General features: G+C 32.1%; 13 protein-coding genes. 9 read left to right on the forward strand and 4 right to left on the reverse strand.

Features of this window, described 5'->3' with window-relative positions:
* Positions 1-6: 6 nt before the first annotated feature.
* From rlmB to WAF17_RS03655, 3 genes are all read left to right on the forward strand, one after another.
* Entirely contained in the window at positions 7-825 is an 819-nt protein-coding gene (rlmB, locus tag WAF17_RS03645; RefSeq protein ID WP_338766376.1) for a 23S rRNA (guanosine(2251)-2'-O)-methyltransferase RlmB, read from the forward strand.
* A 66-nt stretch (positions 826-891) separates the two neighbouring features.
* Positions 892-1,245, forward strand: coding sequence for a four helix bundle protein (locus tag WAF17_RS03650; RefSeq protein ID WP_338766378.1), 354 nt, complete (start codon positions 892-894; stop codon positions 1,243-1,245).
* Positions 1,246-1,294: 49 nt separating this feature from the next.
* Positions 1,295-2,461 (forward strand): FAD-dependent oxidoreductase, encoded by a 1,167-nt coding sequence (locus WAF17_RS03655; RefSeq protein WP_338766380.1) that lies wholly within the window; start codon positions 1,295-1,297, stop codon positions 2,459-2,461.
* A gap of 139 nt (positions 2,462-2,600) precedes the next feature.
* Here the strand turns inward: WAF17_RS03655 and WAF17_RS03660 are convergent, their stop codons facing one another.
* Positions 2,601-3,107, reverse strand: a complete 507-nt coding sequence (locus WAF17_RS03660; protein ID WP_338766383.1) for a CAP domain-containing protein — start codon at positions 3,105-3,107, stop codon at positions 2,601-2,603.
* Positions 3,108-3,317: 210 nt separating this feature from the next.
* On the opposite strand from WAF17_RS03660, the gene WAF17_RS03665 reads away from it, so the two are divergent.
* Both WAF17_RS03665 and ligA read left to right on the forward strand, forming a co-directional pair.
* Complete coding sequence (locus WAF17_RS03665; protein ID WP_338766385.1) at positions 3,318-3,767, forward strand: hypothetical protein; 450 nt, start codon at positions 3,318-3,320, stop codon at positions 3,765-3,767.
* 80 nt (positions 3,768-3,847) lie between these two features.
* On the forward strand, positions 3,848-5,869 hold the full coding sequence (gene ligA / locus WAF17_RS03670; protein WP_338766387.1) for an NAD-dependent DNA ligase LigA: 2,022 nt from the start codon (positions 3,848-3,850) through the stop codon (positions 5,867-5,869).
* A 231-nt stretch (positions 5,870-6,100) separates the two neighbouring features.
* Here the strand turns inward: ligA and WAF17_RS03675 are convergent, their stop codons facing one another.
* Complete coding sequence (locus WAF17_RS03675; protein WP_338766390.1) at positions 6,101-7,066, reverse strand: hypothetical protein; 966 nt, start codon at positions 7,064-7,066, stop codon at positions 6,101-6,103.
* 729 nt (positions 7,067-7,795) lie between these two features.
* Here WAF17_RS03675 and WAF17_RS03680 point away from each other — a divergent pair.
* From WAF17_RS03680 to WAF17_RS03690, 3 genes are all read left to right on the forward strand, one after another.
* Positions 7,796-11,644: a hypothetical protein gene (locus tag WAF17_RS03680; RefSeq protein WP_338766392.1), complete on the forward strand. Its 3,849-nt coding sequence runs from the start codon at positions 7,796-7,798 to the stop codon at positions 11,642-11,644.
* Between the two features lie 72 nt (positions 11,645-11,716).
* Positions 11,717-15,499 (forward strand): T9SS type A sorting domain-containing protein, encoded by a 3,783-nt coding sequence (locus tag WAF17_RS03685; protein WP_338766394.1) that lies wholly within the window; start codon positions 11,717-11,719, stop codon positions 15,497-15,499.
* Positions 15,500-15,638: 139 nt separating this feature from the next.
* A complete protein-coding gene (locus WAF17_RS03690; protein WP_338766396.1) occupies positions 15,639-19,460 on the forward strand; it encodes a T9SS type A sorting domain-containing protein in 3,822 nt (1,273 codons plus the stop codon).
* Between the two features lie 78 nt (positions 19,461-19,538).
* Here WAF17_RS03690 and WAF17_RS03695 read toward each other — a convergent pair whose 3' ends face one another.
* Positions 19,539-20,321 (reverse strand): hypothetical protein, encoded by a 783-nt coding sequence (locus WAF17_RS03695; RefSeq protein ID WP_338766399.1) that lies wholly within the window; start codon positions 20,319-20,321, stop codon positions 19,539-19,541.
* Positions 20,322-20,484: 163 nt separating this feature from the next.
* Between WAF17_RS03695 and WAF17_RS03700 the strand changes: the two genes are divergently transcribed.
* On the forward strand, positions 20,485-21,009 hold the full coding sequence (locus WAF17_RS03700) for a hypothetical protein (protein WP_338766402.1): 525 nt from the start codon (positions 20,485-20,487) through the stop codon (positions 21,007-21,009).
* An 18-nt stretch (positions 21,010-21,027) separates the two neighbouring features.
* On the opposite strand, the gene WAF17_RS03705 is transcribed toward WAF17_RS03700, so the two are convergent.
* The gene (locus WAF17_RS03705; protein ID WP_338766405.1) at positions 21,028-22,143 is read right to left on the reverse strand and encodes an isopentenyl-diphosphate delta-isomerase; all 1,116 of its coding nucleotides are present in this window, start codon (positions 22,141-22,143) and stop codon (positions 21,028-21,030) included.
* Positions 22,144-22,252: the final 109 nt, after the last annotated feature.

A 22,252-nucleotide genomic window follows, 5' to 3' on the forward strand; every position in this document is an offset into this window, starting at 1 on the left:
AAAACTATGCAAACTCCAAACGACGATAATAATAGAAATTATAAAGAAAAAAGAGACTATAATAATTCACGTAATAATAGAAATCGTAGGCAAACTACCTCTAATTTTATTTTTGGTTGGCATCCTGTTTTGGAAGCACTTAGAAGTGATAAGACAATTGATAAAATATTAGTAGAAAAAGACTTCAAAAGTGAAGAAATGACAGAACTTATGCAGCTTGTAAAAAAGCAAAGCATTTATGTTCAGCGAGTTCCTACTGAAAAATTGAATCGTATTACACGTAAAGCGCATCAAGGCGTTGTTGCTTTTGTTTCAGAAATTGATTTTGTTCCCTTAGAAAACATTGTTGCAGGAGCTTTTGAAGCAGGGAAAAATCCATTGATTTTGGTTTTGGATAGAATAACTGATGTTAGAAATTTTGGAGCAATTGTTCGTTCAGCAGAATGTACGGGTGTTGATGGAATTGTTGTTCCGACACGACTAACAGCGCAAATGGGTGCAGATGCAGTCAAAACTTCGGCAGGCGCACTAATGCACATGCCAATTTGTAGATATAGAAGTTTGGTAGGAGCAGTTAATTTTTTGAAAGAATCTGGATTGAAAGTAGTAGCATGTACTGAAAAAACAGACAAACAGATTTATGATTTAGAACTAGATATGCCTTTAGCTATTGTGATGGGGTCAGAAGAAGTAGGAATTTCGGAAGAAGTGCTAGAGGTAGTTGATGAAAGAGCTAGTCTTCCGATGGTTGGAAAAGTAGGTTCGCTTAATGTTTCTGTTGCAACAGGAGTTGCGCTTTATGAAGTTGTGCGACAAAGAGGTTAAATCGATTACGGATTACGGATTACGGATTACGGAAAAAAATAATATCAATGGGTAATAAAAACTATTATGAAGGAAGATAATCTTATTCAGAAAAAAAGTTTTGATTTTGCAATACGAATAGTAAATGCTTACAAATTTTTAAAGAAAAATCAAGAATATGATTTGTCAAAACAAATGCTTCGTAGTGGAACTTCAGTAGGTGCAAATGTAGAAGAAGCAATAGGAGCATATTCAAAAATAGACTTTGGCTTCAAATTATCTATTGCCTATAAAGAAGCTAGAGAGACACTTTACTGGATAAAACTCTTGAAAGCAACAAACTATTTATCAGAAGAAATGAGTAAAAGCCTTATTAATGATGCAGAGTCAATTTGCAGGATAATAGGAAAAATACAAGTATCATTAAAGAAAAATCAATAATTTAATACAGTTCATTCGTAATTTTTAATTCGTAATCCGTAATCGAAATATGTGGAGTTTTTGGGAAAATAAATCATTCAAAAAGTACGATTATATTATTGTCGGTGCTGGTATTACAGGACTTTCGACGGCTGCTAGTCTTATCGAAAAAAATCCAAAGGCTAAAATTGCTGTCTTGGAAAGAGGTTTTTTACCGACAGGCGCAAGTACGAAAAATGCAGGTTTTGCTTGTTTTGGTAGTCTTTCAGAAATTGCTTCTGACCTTGAGACAATGAATGAAACTGAACTACAAAATCTTGTAACAAATCGTTTGCAAGGACTTGAAAAGCTACGTAATCGTTTGGGAGATAAGAAAATAGGCTATAAAAACTATGGAGGATATGAGCTGATTTTAGACAAACAAATTCCCTATTTAGATAAATTAGATGAAGTAAATCATCTTTTACAACCTATTTTTGGAGGTCAAAATGTATTCAAAACAAAAGATGGTTTGATAGAAGGTTTTGGATTTAATGCTCGTTATGTTCGTCGAATTGTATATAATCGATTTGAAGGACAAATCCATACAGGAAAGATGATGAAATCTCTTCTAAAATATGTTCAAAAACGAGGAGTTACTGTTCTGACAGGCTGTGAAGTGATAAGTTTTGAAGATACAGAAGTAGAAGGAACAGAACAGAAAAATAATGTTTCTATAAAAATCAATAACCCTTTACAAGAAAATAATGCTATCGAACTTCTTGCTTCAAAAGTAGCCATTTGCACGAATGCTTTTTCTAAAAAACTTATTCCAGACCTAGATTTACAAGCAGGACGAGGACAAGTTTTGGTTACCAAACCTCTCAATCATTTACGCTTTAAAGGTACTTTTCACTTAGATGAAGGTTTTTATTATTTCCGAAACTTTGGAAGAAGAATTATTTTAGGAGGGGGACGAAATATGGATTTTGAAGGAGAAACTACTACAAAACTAGAAACTACAGAACTGATTCTTGAAGACTTAAAATCAAAACTAAGTGAGATTATTATTCCAAAACAAAAATTTGAAATAGAAACCTCTTGGGCAGGAATTATGGCTTTTACAGAAAGCTCAAAAACAAAAACCCCACTCCTCCAAAATTACTCTAAAAACATCGTTTTAGGAATCCGTTTGGGTGGAATGGGAGTTGCTTTGGGAAGCAAATTAGGCGAAGAAATTGCTGAAATTATGAAATAATTAGGACATGGAAATTAGGAATTGGGAATTAGAAACAAATAGAAATTGAATTTCTGTATTTCCCAGTTCCCATATTCTATCTCCCATTTTTCATCCTCATTCGCTATTTCCTAATCTCCAATTCCCACTTCCTAATTCCTTACTTTGCTCCAAACACCTGTGTCCAATAATTACTTTCTCTACCTACTCCCATTTCCTCAAAATTAGCGTTCATCATATTTCTACAATGTCCTTCGCTATTTTTCCAGCCTTCAATAACTGCCTCTTCACTAGTATATCCTTCTGCAATATTTTCTCCGTAGGTTCTCCAGTCATAACCTTGTCTTTTTATTCTGTCTCCAGCCGAAGAACCATCTTTTCCCGTATGTGAAAAGTAATTTTTATCGTTCATATCTTTGCTATGCAGATAAGCAGCTTGTTCAAGAGCTTCGTCCCATGTAATCGCTCCTACTGGTAGCATTTGCTCATTTCCACACTGACAGCCTTCTGTTCTGTACTCGTTTACTAATCGTATTAATTCTTGCTTATTTACGTTGTTTGGATTGTTCTCATTTGGTGCTATTTCTTCATCTACTTCTGCACAAGCAAAAATTCCAAATAAAAGAAATACAGAAAGAAAATGCAGTCTAGCGTTTTGATAATTCATAATAAGAGATAGTTTTGTGATAATTATTTTTGTCTATAAAAAACAAATAGTTTGCCTAAAATTTCATTTAAAAAAAAATAGTCAAGTTAAAAGTAGTTCTCAAAATTCTTAGGGTTTAAATACTATAAAAAACCAACAAAACGTACAACTTCAAACCTTTTGCAAGTCTTCAATGTTATTTTTAAATATTTACTTTTACCCCACTCCCTTATGCTCTACCAAAACACACGCAAAACATTCTTAATAGAAGAAGTTACTCTAACTGATAAAAATCCTACTCCAAATAAAGAAATAAAACTGAAAAAAGCTCTCAAATTATACTTAATTGGACGATTGACAGCCGAAGAACACAGAGAAGGCTTCGAAACCTATTTTGAAATGTTTAGAGATGGAAATTATACCCACGCTATTTTTGATTATTTGAAACTAGAATACGACCCTCCACAATCAAGAGCTTGGTTTGTAACCAGTTATGTTCCTCGTTATGGCAAAGAACTAAAAGGTAGAGAATGTTATTTGGCATTGATAGAATCTAGTAATTTATTTCAAAAAATGGCTGTTTCTCTTATCGCAAGTAGCGTAAAGAAGATATATTCAAACCTTCATATTTCTTTTTTTAATGATTTAGAAAAAGCTCAAGAGTGGCTTATTAAGCAGTAAAAACCAATAAAAAATCGTACTTTTGAACTTAAATACAATCTACTTTTTGTGCGTCCGAAAATGCTATTTCAAATTCTATTATGCAAGAAAGAATAAATCAATTAGTCGAAAAACTCAATCACTATAATACGCAATATTATCAAAACAATACATCAGAAATTTCTGATTTTGAATTTGATAAATTGCTAGAAGAACTGATAAAATTAGAAGAAGAAAACCCACAGTTTAAACTTCCAAATTCGCCTACCTTGCGTGTGGGTGGAGATATTAGTGATGGGTTTGAAACGGTAGTTCATCGTTATCCAATGCTCTCACTTTCAAATACATACAACGAAGAAGAGCTTTTAGAATTTGATGAGCGAATTCGAAAAACGGTCGATAATCCTGTTTATGTTTGTGAACTCAAATTTGATGGTGTAGCTATTTCGCTGCGTTATGAAAATGGTATTTTTACGCAAGGCATTACTCGTGGCGACGGAACACAGGGCGATGACGTAACTTCAAATGTCAGAACTATTCGTGATATTCCTTTACAAATTAAAGAGAATAATAGTGATAGTGTACCAACTGATTTCGAACTGCGTGGAGAGGTTTATTTGAGCAAAACTCAATTTGAAGTTCTTAATCAAGAAATTGTAGAAAGAGCAAAAGAGAAAGGAGTAGAAGAAGAAAAAATTCCAAATTTACTCTTAAAAAACCCAAGAAATGCAGCTTCTGGAGCAATAAAAATGAAGGATTCAAAGGAAATGGCAAAGCGCAAACTTTCTTGTTTTGTATATGATGCCTATGGAACTCCTTTTGATTCGCATACAAGCATTTTAGAACATTTAGAAAAATGGAATTTCGCTGTTTCTGATTTTTATAAAAAGGCAAATGGCATTCAAGAGGTTTTAGAGTTTATCAAAGAATGGGAAAGCAAAAGACTGGAACTACCCTATGAAACCGACGGAGTTGTAATAAAAATAAATAACCTAGACCAACGAGAAGAATTAGGTTTTACTTCAAAAAGTCCACGTTGGGCAATTGCCTATAAATACAAAGCAGAAGAAGCACAATCAAAACTAAAAAGTGTTGTTTTTCAAGTAGGAAGAACAGGCGCAGTTACACCAGTGGCAAATCTTACAGCCGTACAGCTTTCAGGAACAACCGTAAAACGTGCTACTTTGCATAACGAAGGAGAGATAAAGCGATTAGATTTGCACGAAGGCGATACTGTTTTTGTAGAAAAAAGTGGCGAAATTATTCCTAAAGTAACACGAGTAGTTACAACATTGAGAGAAAAAAATGCAAAGCCAATTGTTTTTACAGAAAATTGTCCAGAATGTGAAACAAAACTAGTGAGAGAAGAAGGAGAAGCAGCTTATTATTGTTTGAATGAAAACGGTTGTCCACCACAGATTTTAGCCAAAATTCAGCATTTTATTCATAGAAAAGCAATGAATATTGATGGAATTGGTAGCAAAACAGTAGAGTTATTCTTAAAAGAAAATCTAATTAAAGATGTTGCTGATTTGTATGAATTGGACAGAGAGAAAATTTTAGCTCTTCCAAACTTTAAAGAAAAATCAGTAGATAATATTTTTATAGGTGTAGAAGAATCCAAAAAACAACCCTTTAAGTATGTTCTTTTTGGTTTGGGAATCCGTCATGTAGGCGCAAGTATTGCCGAAATTTTGGCAGATGAGTTTTCTTCTATTGATAAATTAAAGAATGCAACTCAAGAAGAAATTGCAAACGTTTTTGGAATTGGAGAACGCATAGCAGAAAGTATAAAAGCCTATTTTGAAGAATCTAAAAACCTAGAACTCATAGAGAGGTTAAGAACAGCAGGTTTGCAACTTGAACAAGCAGAGAAAAAAATTATCATTACAGACGGAATTTTGAGTGGAAAGACATTTGTCGTTTCTGGTACTTTTCAAAACTTTGAAAGAGAAGAACTAAAAGAAAAAATAAAGAATTTGGGAGGAAAAATTTCAAGTTCGGTTTCTAAAAAATTAGATTATCTTTTGGCAGGAGATAAAGCAGGGAGTTCGAAAATAGAAAAAGCCGAAAAAGCAAAAGTAACTGTGATTAGTGAAGATGATTTTCTGAAGATGATTTAAAAACTATATTATACGTATTTTTATTATTGGTAGAAACGCCAAAAATGGCTATTTTCCTTATTCAAATATATCCTTTTATTTCTCAAATTAAGAAAATGAAAATGCGTTTCCTCTTTTTCTGTTTATTTCTACAAAATCTATAAAAGTATAACATATAAAAAAGAGACTGCCTAGAAAGGTCAGTCTCTTTTTTTAAACTTGTCGATATAAGAATATCTTTTTTCTTGTATATTACCACATTGGATATCCCTCGTGAAACCATCTGTTACTTGCAACATCTCCTACAACACTATGGTCTATAAAACCATTAACTTCAACTGTCCATACAGGACTCTTTGTTTCAAACCCTGTGCTAAAGCCTCCAAGAGAAAGTTGTCTATCACCTGATCTAGTTAAATCTTCACTAAAATTAAATGAATTGGTAGGTTGTGATAAACCATCAAAGCTAATAGTAGAAGAACCAGATAAGCTATAGAATACTCTTCTAGATTCACCAGCAGGTTTCCATCTACTTCTTCTTCTATTACCTTTATACTCAAGTTTGATATTTAAGTATAAATATGAAATAATTGTATATCCATTGCCAAATATAGGATGATAAGCTCCCAAGTACTCTGTGTAAGTTACAAGTTCATGAACATATTTTCGTTTGCTACCAGAGTTATTATTTTGAAAAAATTCTCTTTGATGACGAGCATCAATAGTATTTGCTCCTAAAACTACTCTCTGTAGTGAAGGCATTTTTCCAACTATCTTAGACTCCACTTTTGCTTTTTTTGTACTCAAAGAAGGGTTCTCTTTAATGCTCTTCAACTCTTCTTCATTGTTCACAAAATATTTGAATCCGTCATTATACCAAACAATAGAATTGCCTATTTGATACTCGCCATTTTCATTAATTATTGCTTTGAAGGCAGTAGGGAAATTAAACTGTTCGAATTCTTCTGACACTCCTGTAATCAATAACGATTTAACAGTATTTGATTTACTCCAGTTTTCCAATTCTTGCTCACTTTTATTTGTAAAAGATTGCATAAAAGATTGAAAATGTTCTTGATTATCAAAAACAAAACGTTTGTCTTTAATAGTAAGGTTGTCTGTTTTTTTAGTAGCTATTTCTAAGCTAGTTAATTCTTCTTGTTGCTCACAAGAGCTAAAAAGAAAGAACAATAGAAAAACAATTGATAACTTTTTCATTTTTTTTAACAATTTTAAATTATTTGTAAATAGGTAAATTAAATCATTTTTTGACTTTATATTTTATCAATTTCACTCGTTATATTAATATATCATTTAATGATGATTATTTTAAATGATATTTGCTTCACTAAGCATCAATTTAATTCTAACTGCTTCGTAAAAGAGTAAAACTACAAACTAAAAAGGCTTGTTAAAATGACTCTGCAAAAGTATATAAAAATATTTTTTCCATCAAGTCTAATTTTCTTTTTTAGAAAAAAAATAATTGACAATATAAACTATAAAGGCTATTTTTAATACTTAATAAACATAATTCATTGACTATTAAGGTTTAAAAAGTAAAATATCGCAAATGTTAATTTTTTGATTAATATAGCCAAGTAGTTATGCAATTTAATTTGACTTTGTTTTATAAAAGACACTTAAAATACTATGAGATAAAATTATCATTATATTTATTTGTGTGATAGAGTTTTATTTGTTTAAGTAATATAAATTAGAGCTATAAGGAATTTATCTTTTCATTTTTCACTAAAAAATCATATAATTATGACTTAGGAAATGAAACATAATCAGTTGAAAAATAACAGTAAGTGAGAGCGACCACAAAAAATATAAATACACTCAAGAAGAGGAAATAAAACTTTTTAGTAAATAATAATCGTAATTTTGGTAAGATTTAAGCTAAATATAAATTATGATTTATAATCAAAATCATATAGACTCATGATTAACCTATCGATGCGATTTACGCTCTTATTTTTCTTCCTAATTGTTTGCTCCAAAACTGTTTTTGCCCAAACTCAAAAAAACAATATCCCAACCGACTCACTAAATTCTGTAAACTCTAATTCATTTTCTCAAAAAACAAAATGGTTAGCCGTTCAAAAAAATAATAATTCCGTTGTTGGTGTCCCCACCGACGACCATTACACAATTTACACAGCCTTTTGGCTCAAAGAAATTGATTCTTTCCCTCCAATTTCCATTCAAGTTTTAGATACAAAACAAAAACTTTCAGAAAAGCAACTAGCCGTTGTTGGTGTCTCCACCAACGACCCAAACATAATAAAAGCAACTTACAACTTTGAAAAACAGATTATTTTGTTTGCTTTAGATTCAAACCTGAAAAATATTCAATTAGACTCTATCAAAATATCATATCAAACCATTCCTTTCAAGATAAAAAACTGGACATTTAAGCGTTCACAAGAAGAATACGAACAGGCAGCAATGCAAAATTTCATTGATACCGTTGATAGAAAAAAAGAAAAACAGAATTTAATCATAGAAGAACGTCAAGAACTCTTTAGCTCTAACCTTCAAAAAGCAGGAAGTATTACTCGTGGTGTTTCGGTGGGAAATAGGCAAGATGTTTTTGTAAACTCTAATCTAAATCTACAATTAGAGGGGAAATTAACAGATGAAATAGAACTGACAGCCATTATTTCTGACCAAAATGTTCCCTTTCAACCCGAAGGAAATACCCAACAGTTACAACAATTTGATAGGATTCAGATACAATTACGACACAAAAATGCTTCACTTACAGCAGGAGATGTAGTATTGAAACAAGGAATCGGAAATAGTACGCCCCATTTTATGCGATTCTACAAGAATGTTTTGGGTGGAATGCTACAAACTAATTTCGCTATTGATTCTACTTTTTCTACACAACAAAAAATAGGATTAGCAGCAGCAAAAGGACAGTTTCAAAGTTATCAACTTCCTGTTCAAGAAGGCGTACAGGGTGCTTATCGTTTAGTTGGAGCAAATAATGAGCGTTTTATTATCATTCAAGCAGGTTCGGAAAAGGTATTTTTAGATGGACAGCTTTTACAGCGTGGTTTCAATTATGACTACATTATTAATTACAATACAGCCGAAATTACCTTTAATCCTCATGTTGTGATTACGCAATTTTCTAGGGTGCGTGTAGAATTTGAATATACAAATCAGTTTTATAATCGGACGATTTCAAATTTGGGGGCAAGTGTAAATTTTACAAGCAAAAATAAAAGTCTAAATCCCAAAAAGCTAAAAAAATCCTCTTGGAATGTTTTTATAGAAAATTATTCAGAAAGCGATAATGAAAAACAGCCTATCAATTTTGATATTTCAGAGGAACGCCGAACGCTTTTAGAAAATATTGGCGACAGTCTGGAGTTAGCCGTTGTAGAAAGTGCAGAAGAAGTAGAAAACTTTTCTGTCAATCAAATTCTATATATCAAAAAAAACACATTGATTGATAATTTCTTTTATCAGATTTTCCAAAGAGCTACCCAAAACGATGAAAATCAGACTTTTTATACAGTTTCTTTTACAGAAGTGGGACAAAATAACGGAGATTATAATTTAGGAGAAGCCGTTGCCAACGGAAAAGAATATGTTTTTGCAGGAATTAATCAAGGAAATTTTGCGCCTATTCGTCAGCTTCCTGCACCAAATTCTAAAAGGCTCACTAATACAGGAATTCGTTTTTCTCCAAATAGTCATACCAGCATTTTTGCAGAAGCAGCTTTTTCAGACCGAGATAAAAATATTTTTTCAGAAATTGACAGTCAAGACGACAAAGGAAATGCTTTTTTTGTAGGGATTCATACGAAAGACAAAAAGTTTCAAAATCGTTTATTCCCTTCAAAAAATAATCAAAATTATAAACTAAGTTATGGTATCGATTATGAATTGGATAACGAGAATTTTGAACCCATTGACCGTTTTAGAAATATTGAGTTTGATAGAGATTGGACACTTCCTACTTTTTTTGGAGCAGTACCACGAGGACAAGACCAAATCTTACAAGCCTTTACCATCATTGAACAGAATGCAAACAACAAACTTGAATATAATTTTACTTACCGAGATAGAGAAAACGCCATTAAAGGACAGCAGCACAAAGTTATTTTCAATAAAAAAGTAGGTAAATTTCAGCTTTCTACAAATGGTTTTTACTTGGGAGGAGAAAACCAGTTACAGTTTTCGAATAGTAATGCTAGTTCTTTTTCTGAACTCGGTAATAATTCCGTTTCTCAAAACTCTATTATTTCAGCCATTCCAAACAATCAAGTAAGTATTTTACAAACTCCTCAAAATGTTTCTTGGATGCGTTATGATGCCGACTTGCAGTATCAAAATAATTATGTTGTTCCTGCTTACACGTATTCTGTTGATAAACAGACTTTCAAAACGCAAGATTCTGTTACTTCGTCTTTGATGAATTATGAGCAACACAAATTTTATCTTTTTCAAGGAGATAGTAGCAAAAAAGCAAATTACAGAATTGAATATGCTTTGAGGAAAGATTTTTTACCAAAAAATGGAGTTATTCAGTCTTATACCAACTCACAAACGGCACGAGCAGAAGCGACACTAGATTTTGAGAGAGAAAAATCAAATCAAAAACTGACGTGGAATGCTACTTACAGAAAGCTAGAATATGACAAAGATTTTTTGGATACATTAAAGTTAGAAGATACAGAAACGCTAATGGGTCGCATAGATTGGCGAAGTGATTTTTTTGAACGTGCTGTCCGTCAAGAGCTTACTTATTCGACGGTTACAGGGCGAGAACCTGCACGAGAATTTACTTTTATTGGTGTAGATGGAACACAGGGAACACATACGTGGCGAGATGATAACGATGATGGTGTGCAGCAGTTGGGAGAATTTTATGAAGCAATTAATCCAGACGAACGCAATTTTATTAAAGTTTTTACGCCTACCAGTACCTATTTAACAGCATTTTCTACTGATTTTATTTATAAAATAACGCTTACTCCTCCTAGAAAATGGAAAAAAGCGAAATTTATTAAAAAATCCTTACAACTCTTTTCTGTTGTTTTTTCAGTTCAAAATTCTGTCAAAACTACTGAAAGTGATTTTACAAAACGTTTTATTCCTTTTGTAGAGCGCAACCAAGAAAACATCTTGAGTGAACAGAGTTCGCTTCGGAATGTCTTGTTTTTGAACAGAACCAATCCACGTTGGGGAGGAGAATTTCGCTACACTAACACACGACAGAAAAACCTTTTGGCAGGAGGATTTGAGAGTAGAAATATAGAAGAATACGAAAGTATTTTTAGACTAAGTCTTTCCAAAACGATTGCCTCAAAGTCTAGCTTTTTGATTGGAACTAGAAGTAATGCCTCTGATTTCCTAGAAAACAGAACCTACAACCTTACTCTTTTACGCCCACAAACCGAACTCGCTTGGCAACCTACCACTTCTTTCAGACTAACGACAGCCTACCGTTTTGAACAAAAACAAAACACGCTAGGAGAAGAAAATGCACAAATAAATGAGTTTAGAAGTGAGCTACGTTATTCGAAAGTAGGCGATAGAGTTTTCAATGTTCGTTTTCGTTATCTAAATATTGATTTTGAAGGGGAGAATAACACGCCTGTCAGTTACGAACTTTTGGAAGCCTTACGAGCAGGTCAAAACATAACGTGGGATTTGAACTTGCAACAAAAACTTTTCAATGGTTTGCAGCTAAGTGTCGTTTATGAAGGTAGAAAGTCGGAAGAAACACCAGCTATTCATATCGGTAGAATACAGGTTACTGCGCTTTTTTGATTTATTATTTCCGTTTATCAATAGCAAACCTTACCTTTGTATTTTATTTCATTTACTTATTTACGATTTTATATGAAACAGATTTTTACGGTTTTTTGGGTGCTTGTTTTTTGTTGTTGTTTTTCTGCTTCTTCTTTTGGGCAAGTTTTTACAGATGTTTTAGCGATTTCAGATTCGGAATATTCTGACTTAGAAGGTATAACAGATATAAAAATAGATAAGGACAATAATACAATTATTTCTGGTTATGCTTTTAAAGATACTTTATACATAGGTGGAAATGCCACTCCTCTAGAAAAGATAGGAAATAATGCTTCATCTTCTTTAGAAAAAGCCTTTTTTTATGTAACTAAACTATCTCCTACGAATGAAGTAATTTGGGTCAAAAACGGAGAAATATATACGGAAAGCCTTTATAATTCCAGATCAGATTTAAAAATTGATAATAATGGAAATATCTATGTGTCTTTCAGTACAAGTCCAAGTAGTACAAATCAAAATCAAGCAGTGCTTCTTAATTGGGCAAATGATCAATACGATTCAGTAGATAATTTTATCTTAAAATTATCTACTAATGGAGATGAGATTTGGCATAAAGGTTTATTATTAGGTAATTACCATATAATAGGTTTTTCTACTACAGAAATAGAGGTTGATAATGATGAAAATTTATTTTTGGCTCTTAACACTTATAGAAGAACTCATAATATAGATGAAAATGCTTTTATTTTTGGTAATGATAGTTCACAAACTGGAGTGTTAATCTTAAAGTTTGATAGCAACGCAAATTATCTTTGGAATAGACAAATAGTTGGCACTTCTAACAGTAGAAATTCAAATTCAGATGTATATCTGAGTGATTTTATTATTGATGACGAAGGAAGACCCATCTTATCAGTTACTGGCTATACAACACTGAAAGAAATTGTATATGTAGGTACATCAGAAAGTGATAACGCATATGACGGTGACTTTTTAGTAAAATATGATAACAACGGAAATCTTCTTTATCGTAATTCTGTAAGTAAAGATTGTCCTTTCCGTGGAACTGTATTTATAGGAGGTTTGTCAAAAAAATCAATTGTTCAAGCAGGTTCAAACACATACGTTTCAGGAGCAAAGTGTGTTAATCAATTCACACAAGAAGGTGTTACTTATGTAGTTAAGATGGATGAAAACCTAAATACTACTTGGGAATATAGTTTTCCTGTTGATTGTAAAGTAAACGGAATTTTAGTAGATAAGAATAAAAATATTTATCTCAATGTAGAACTTACTGATAGAACCCTAACATCAGTACAATTTGGAACAACATTTCATGAACTAGAGGGCGAAAATTTAAAGTTTTTTTTAGTAAAACTTAATGAGGAATATGGAGTAGATTGGGGATTAAATTTAGAAAACTCTTCCCTGCTTGGAGAACAAAATATCAAAGTTCAACCTTTTGATATTGATAATGAAGGATATATATATATAAATGGAGATTATTCTGCTAATAGTATTATAGGAACGACTCAGATGCCAAACTACGGAGGCGAATATATAGCAAAAATAAAAGATTATGGATTTACTCTTCCTGACCTTAGGTTCAGGGGAAAAGGAAAAGCATTTTCTGATACAAACAATGATTGTGAGTTCAATAATTCAGAACAAGGTATCCCAAACATTTTAATAAAAAGAAATGATGGATATTATGCTATTTCAAATGACAATGGAGATTATTTAATGCCTTTCCCAAATGGAAATTACACACTACAAAGTTCAATAGTAAAAATAGATACCAGTCTACCACAATATTTTATCGCAAGTTGTGATACAATAAAACAAGTGATAATAGAAGATAGAGAAATACAAGACTCTACCTCTCTTAACTTCGGTTACAAAGTAAAACCTTGTGCTTATCTATCTATTGACATAACAAACCAGCGTCGCCGTAGATGTTTTATGAGCAGTACAACCGTAGAATATCAAAACAAAGGCTTTGCGACTGCTCAAAATGTAGAAGTAAAAGTAGAATATCCTGATTATATCTTTCCTGTTTCTAGCTCTCCTGCTTGGACTAGAAAAGAAGGAAATAATTACTTCTTCAATGTAGGGCGTTTAGCTGCTGGAAACATAGAAAAAATTGTCTTTCAAGATTCTGTGATTTGTGGAATTGAGGAAATTCGTGGACTTACGCAATGCGTAAAAGCTACTATCTCTCCTGCCAACTCTTGTGAAGAGTGGACAGATAACGAAAATAAATATGAAATTTCTGGACGTTGTGTAGGTGGTGGAGTTGCTCGTTATACAATTCAAAATCTAACAAATATTTCTACAGATTCTATTCCGTATCGTTTGTATGCCAACTCACAAGTTTTCAAAGAAGCAAATACATTACTTCCTGCCAATGGAGAAGTAGAAATTGAAGTTTTTACAAATGGAGCAACGATGAGAATGGAATTATTTCCTCAAAATCACGACCCTATTTCTGCTTTTGCAGAAGGTTGTCAAGTTGCTATTCCTTACAAGACAAAAGCTGAAAATCCAAATCCTGTTTTAAGTGTTGCTCCTGTTCAAGAGTCTGGAGTTGCGCTTCCTCAAAATGATGGTGGAGAGCGTTCAGAAACGTCTTGTTCTGAAATTTTGGATAGTTATGACCCTAATGATAAGCAAGTTGTGCCTTTTGGCTTGACAAATCAAAATCTAATTGAAAAAACTACAGAATTAGATTATACCATTCGTTTTCAAAATACAGGAACAATTGAAGCTGTGAATATTGTAGTTTTGGATACACTTTCTGAGTTTTTGGATATTGAAACAATTCGTTTGGGAATGGTTTCTCACGGTTATAATTTTATAATTGATGGCGATGCTGACACTCGTGTTTTGCGTTTTCAGTTTGATAACATAAATCTTCCAGATAGTAATTCTAACGAACCAGAATCTCACGGATTTATCAAATTCAAAATCAAACAGAAAGAAAATAACCGTATCGGCACAGTTATAAAAAATAGAGCTGCTATTTATTTTGATTTTAATTCGCCAATTATCACAAATACTATTTCTAATAAAGTAGCTATTCTTCCTCTTACAAATTCTAATTTGAATTTACCTGTTTTCAACTGTTCAGATTCAAACTTTGAACTTGTTGCTGACGCAGGTGCAGATATAGAAACTCCAAATTCGACGGCAAATCTTGCAGCTCAAAATATTGGAATAACTGGAAACTGGACATTGCTTTCAGGTTTTGGAGAGCTAACAGATGCCTCTAAAAATAATAGTAAAGTTACTGAGCTTTTGCCTTTTCCTACCAAGTTGGTTTGGAGGGTTGCTGCTTGTGGAGAAGCAAAACAAGATACAGTTACGGTTTTATCAACAAACTCAGATTACAAATTTGAGATTGATTTCAATCAAGAAGAAGGAAAACTATCTGTTCCGACTGGAAAAGTAACCTATCAATGGTACAGAGATGGTGTTTTGATAACTGGACAAACCGACCCAACATTAGACTTAACTGCTTTAGATAATAGAATGGGAGTTTATACAGTTGTTATTTCTAGTGGAGATACATCGGTTACTTCTGAGCCATTTACAATAGATAGAATTTTATCTAATGATGATTTTATCAAAAAAAATTACATCAAAGTATATCCAAATCCTACTACTTCTTTGTTGAATGTAGAACTAAATACCATTTTGAATACAAGCGAAGTAACTTTAGTAAACGCATTGGGAATGGAATTACAAAAAACAAAAATTACTAATTCTAATAAAATTACGCTTGATTTAAATAAATTGAGCAACGGAATTTATTTTGTGAAAATCGTTTCTCAAAAAGGAATATTCTATAAAAAAGTAGTCCTAAAGAAATAACCTTTAGCACTTATTAAACACAAAAAAGTCGTCAGCAAGTTTGTTTTGTTGATGACTTTTTTGCTTTGTAATAATTTTCTTTTATCAATAGCAAACCTTACCTTTGCATTTTATTTATTCCACTTATTTACGATTTTATATGAAACAGATTTTTACGGCAATATGTATAATTATCTTTGCTTTCTTTTCAATTACAGGAAAAATATTTGCACAAGAATTAGAAAGTGCAATAGAAGTGTACATAGGAGCTGAAAATGGCGAGATAATACAGAATAGCAAGTTGAATATCGCTAAAGCAATACCCTTATCAGATGATAGCAAAGTAATAACAGGTACTTATATTGTTCCAAATGACCAAACAGGAAAAATATATGGTAGCACCTTTATTTATGAAGAAGAGTTAGGCGCAGGAGGTTTTTTTGTAGCAAGAATCAGTAAAGATAACAACCTACTTTGGATAAAAACAGTAGTTACTGACACACTAAACCCTACTAACTATAAAGAGAGATATGTAGATATAGATATTTCTAAGCAAAATGAAATTTATTTGAATTGGGTGGCTGGAATAGGAAAACCTCTTACTATTGAAGGAACAGTATATGAAAGTGTAGATAATTTATTTATAAAATATGATATTGATGGAAGAATTATATGGCAAAGGGGATATGATTTTAAATCAACAGATATTGTAAAGGTATCTTCTTCACCTAATAATATGATTAAAGTAGATGAGGAAGGAAATTTTTATACAGCTATTACGGTAGTCTCCCACGATAGCGAAGCCATAAAGATAGGAAATACTACCATTACACTGCCTATTAACTGGAATAGCATTTATCGAATTACAGGAATGTTATTTCTCAAATTTAATAGCAACGGTAATTTGATGTGGCACAGAACGATGATGCCTGATAGGGGAGATAGTCAGAAAAGTGCTCATAAGGCTGTCAATACGAACAATATTATAATAGATAGCAATGGAAACGTAGTTTTTGCAGTCGCTGCTCATGGTAGTTTTGAGTTTACAGATGGAGACATTATTACCACTAAAGTTTTGCGAGATATTGTAAGTCCTATACTTTATGATGCTAATATTATTGTTGTCAAATTTGATAAACAAGGAAGAAAGATATTTGCCAAAGATACGCCTGACTTATTAAAAGCCTATGCAGGTAATAGAGGTTTTGTTGGAGTCAATGGACATTTATATACTAAAGTATATGCACACGCTTCTGTAGATTTAGACCAAGACGATAATATTTATATTTATGGAGAGGTAGATGTTACTTCAGAACTGAATAATTCAAATGTATCAGGAGAAACTGTTCTATTAAAACTAGATAAAGAAGCAAATTTTTTAGAGTCTGAAATAGATTTGAGAAATACAGTAGATAATAATTCTACTAGAAGAATGGCTATCAACAAACAGTATGACTATTTTTATACGTATGCTAATCGTTATCTAGCAAAAATAGAAAATGGTGTAATTACTCCGTTTTTTTATTTTAAAAATTCAAATGGTTTCGAACGTTATGCTACTGGACAAGGAGAAATAACCATAGGAAATAAAGGGAAAATATATGCAATAGTTAATATGCAAAAAGATACAACTATCAATGGCATATTCATTCCAAGAAGAAACTCCAACTCTAATGCCAGCACACTTCTAACTTTTGGAGATAAAGCACCTTATGCAAAAATAAAAGGAAATACTTTTGTAGAAAATGCTACCAATTGTAATTACGATGGTAATGAAGCTGCATTTCCTAGAGTGCTTATTAAATCCAATCAAGAAAAATATACTGTATCAGATAGAAATGGATTATATAGACTAACACTACAAGATAGCACCGAATTAGTATTAGAAGCAAAACCTCTTGATTCAGAATATTATAGAATTTTTAGCCCAAACAAATGTGATTCTGTAAAAGAGATAGAAATAGAAAACGGAAGAGTATTAAACCCTCAAGATTTAAACTTCGGATTTAAAGTCCTTCCATGTTCTTATCTTACTGTTGATATTACAAATCAGCGTCGTCGTAGATGTTTTATGAGTAGTACAACGGTAGAATATAAAAATCAAGGCTTTGCGACTGCTCAAAATGTAGAAGTAAAAGTAGATTATCCAGACTATATTTTTCCTGTTTCAAGTGTTCCATCTTGGACAAGAAAAGAAGGAAATAGTTATTTCTTTGATATTGGTAGTTTGGATGCTGGAAATATTGAAAAAATTATACTTCAAGATTCTGTCGTTTGTGGAATTGAGCAAATTCGTGGACTTACACAATGTGTAAAAGCAACTATTTCTCCTGCAAATTCTTGTCAAGATTGGACAGATAACGAAAACAAATACGAAATTACTGGGCGTTGTGTCGGTGGTGGAATTGCTCGTTATGTTGTCAAAAATTTAACAAATACAGCTACTGATTCTATTCCGTACCGTTTGTATGCCAACTCACAAGTTTTCAGAGAAGCAAATACATTGCTTCCTGCCAATGGAGAAGTAGAAATTGAAGTATTTACTAATGGAATGACAATGAGAATGGAATTATTTCCACAAAATCACGACCCTATTTCTGCTTTTGTAGAAGGGTGTCAGACTACTATTCCTTACAAGACAAAAGCAGAAAACCCAAATCCTGTTGTTAGTGTTGCACCCGTTCAAGAATCTGGAGTTGCACTTCCTCAAAATGATGGTGGAGTACGTTCAGAAACTTCATGTTCTGAAATTTTGGATAGTTATGACCCTAATGACAAACAAGTTGTTCCTTTTGGTCTGACAAATCAAAATCTAATTGAAAAAACTACTGAATTAGATTATACCATTCGTTTTCAAAATACAGGAACAATTGAAGCTGTTAATATCGTAGTTTTGGATACACTTTCAGATTTTTTGGATATAGAAACAATTCGCTTGGGAATGGTGTCTCATGATTATAAATTCTTTATCGATGGAGATGAAAATACTCGTGTATTGCGTTTTCAGTTTGATAACATAAATCTTCCAGATAGTAATTCTAACGAACCAGAATCTCACGGATTTATCAAATTCAAAATCAAACAGAAAGCTAACAACGCTATTGGAACGGTCATAAAAAACAGAGCAGCTATTTATTTTGATTTCAATTCTCCAATTATCACAAATACAATTTCTAATAAAGTAGCCATTCTCCCTCTCACAAACCCTAACCTAAACTTATCTGTTTTCAATTGTTCAGATGCTAACTCTGAAATCGTTGCTAATGCAGGAACAGATATACAAACATCAAGCTCTACTATAACTCTTGCTGCACAAAATATGGGTATAAATGGAATTTGGACATTAGTTTCAGGTTTTGGAGAACTAGAAGATGCTTCTAAAAGTAATAGTAAAGTTACAGGTGTTTTACCTTTTCCTACAACATTAGTTTGGAGAGTTGCCGTTTGTGGAGAAGCAAAACAAGATACAATTGTTGTTCAATCTATAAATACAGATTACAACTTCGATATTAATTTTGATGATAATGAAAATACTTTATCCGTTCCGACAGGAAAAGTTACTTACCAATGGTACAGAGATGGAGTTTTGATAACTGGACAAACAGACCCAACATTAGACTTAACTACTTTAGATAATAGAATGGGAGTTTATACGGTCGTAATTTCTAGTGGAGATACATCTATAACTTCTGAACCTTTTACAATAGATAGAATTCTTTCCAATAATGATTTTATCAAAAATAATTACATCAAAGTATATCCAAATCCTACAACTTCTTTATTGAATGTAGAATTAAATACCATTTTGAATACAAGCGAAGTAACTTTAGTAAACGCATTGGGAATGGAATTACAAAAAGCAAAAATCACTAATTCTAATAAAATTACGCTTGATTTGAATAACTTGAGTAATGGAATTTATTTTGTGAAAATAATTTCTCAAAAAGGAATATTTTATAAAAAAGTAGTTTTGAAAAAGTAGTTTTTATAGATTCTTAAACGCAAAAAAGTCATCAGCAAAATTAGTTTTGTTGATGACTTTTTTTATTTCTATAACTATTCAAAACTCAACTGGAGTTTTCTTTTTTCTAGTATAAAAATTATAACTAAGTCCAAAAGAAACTAGAATATTTACTTGCCTATCATGTCCCTTATCTAAAATACTATTATCTCTATACCTAAACATCAAATTCCCACTATATGTCGTTTGTAGTATAAATTTAAACCTCTTAAATCCTATTTTTTCAGTAAGTGTAGGCTCTATAATAAATGCTGTATCATTATTTCTTAAATATTCCACCTCATTTACACTATTGTAATCTAAATTACCTCTTATGTTGCTATATTCCAGTAAAAAAGATTTCATAGAAAAAGATAATGAGTGGTATTCTGTTACTATACTGATCGTGGGGTCAATTCCATAAAGACGTAAATCAGTAGATAATCTCTCATTTTGTCTTAGAAGTATTGTATTCATATTTCCTCCTCCAATAATCCCCCAAATAGCTAAATTAAACCTTTTATCTTCAAAGTTGGTAATATAACCAAGTCCAAACTCATGAATCTGTCCAGAGTTTCTTGTTCTATTTCTAGTAAAATCTTCATTAAAACGATAAATTACGCTATTTGTCTGTAAAGCAAAATGATTAGTTAGCAAATAAGCTGTTTGTAAACTATACTGACTTGCAGAATCTCTCCCTGCTGTACTTATACCAACAGAAACAGAAGCCTCTCCTTTTTCTTGCAAAATTGGAACATTACTCATATTTGGGATATAATGAGTAGGCTGACAAGCACTAAAAGTGATAATAATAAAAATTAAAGAGAGTAAAACAGATTTCATAACATAAGATGATTTAGTATAATTTTTTACTTTTCTTTCCTTACGTTTTTATAGTAATCAGTGCTGCATATTCTTCAACTAATTTTGTATCTTGAGTATCAATATATTATTATTTTACAATTCAGTTTAATTCAAAGTTAATTCAATCCTGAAAAAAATATTTATGCTCCAAAAAGCATTTTTTATAACTCTCTTGACTCTAATTTCACTTTCTGCATTTTCTCAAAATGACTCTACAACTACTGAAAAACCTTGTGCTTGTTGTACTGAAAATCATAAACAATTCGACTTTTGGGTAGGCGATTGGACAGTTTATGATACAACAGGGACAGAAGTAGGAAAAAATACAATCGTAAAATTAGAAAATGATTGCATTCTGAATGAGCATTGGAGAGGAGCATCAGGCTCAACAGGAAGAAGCTACAATTATTTCAATAAAAAAGACTCTACTTGGAATCAAGTCTGGCTAGATAATTCTGGTGGAAATTTGATTCTGAAAGGAAATCTCAAAAAAGAAGGCATAATGGTTCTCAGAAGTGAGCTTTTACAAGGACAAAAAAGAATGTATTATCATCAAATTACATGGACAAAAAATGATGATAATACCGTTACTCAACGTTGGGACATACTAAATGAAGAATATGAAACTATAAATACTGTTTTTATGGGAATTTATAAAAAAGAATAAACAAAAAATGAAAATGAATTATCTCACTTTCAAAAACTGTTTGGCTACCTTCAATCCATTTATTTGTCCTTCTGTATAGGCTTGTAGCTCTTCATAGCTTCCTCTAGCGTGTTTCAAAAATCCTGATGCTTGTCCATAAATTGCATCAAAATTTATTTTCTCAGTCAAATAATATCCATCAAGAAATGTTTTAACTCCTCCAGAAATAATGATTTGATTACACTTTACAGTTTTATTAGTATAATTTACTTTGCTTTTCAGATTGTTATAATAATCAGATTTTATTTCATTACAAAACTCTACCATTTCTTCTGCACTATGTCCGATATGTGCAAGTGATTCGAAAAGACTTTGGGAAAGCTGACTACTTCTTTTTAGTTCTAAAAGAGCAAAATTTGTTCCTCCACTCGCTGCAAAATCTACGGCTGCAAGAGGTAAATTTAATAATTCTTCTAGGCTTTGTTTGCCAAATCCTTGTCCTACTTCTTTGACAATAATTGGATATGTAGCCGTTTGTAAAAGCTCTTTTATTGTTTCCAAAGGAGATTTTTCGAACCTATCGCCTTCTGGTTGTAGCCATTCTTGCAGAGGATTTATATGAATGATAAGTCCGTCGGCTTGTAACTTTTTTAATAACTCATCTATTTTTTTTGTCTGTTTGGTTTCAATGAGTTTTTCAAGTTGAGCAATCCCAAGATTTGCATAAAGAGGTTGGTCGCCTATAAACTTTCTAACATCAAAATCAGGCAAACAATCATCATCAGTAAGTAATGCTCTACACGAACCCAAACCCATTCCAAGTTTATATTCTCCACATACTTTAGCTAAGTTTTGATTAATAATTTTTGCCCATTCTGTCCCTCCTGTCATACTAGAAACCCACAAAGGTGCATTCATTTGCTTTCCCAAAAATTCAAAAGATTCTGTTTCTTTTTTTGGATGTGCTGCCAAAACAGGTTCATAATAAAAACGACTATCTAATTGGTTTTTGAAAACCTGTGCATCAAAGGCAAGTTCGATATGGTCTTGTTTGCGTGAAGCTGCCGTTGCATCAGAGTCTGTGTAATTTATTGATTGGTTAGCTGAGTTTTTCAATTCGTTTTTTTCTTTTTTTGAAATTACTTGTGGGGACACAAGCAATGATAAGGTTTGGTTTGTGTAGATAAAGTAATTTAGTAAAAATACTCTACCGTTGCTCGTATCCCCACGAGCTACCCACGAGCAACTTGGATTAAAAACAAAA

This window comes from Bernardetia sp. ABR2-2B (genome assembly GCF_037126435.1).
In the GTDB taxonomy this organism is placed as follows: Bacteria; Bacteroidota; Bacteroidia; order Cytophagales; family Bernardetiaceae; genus Bernardetia.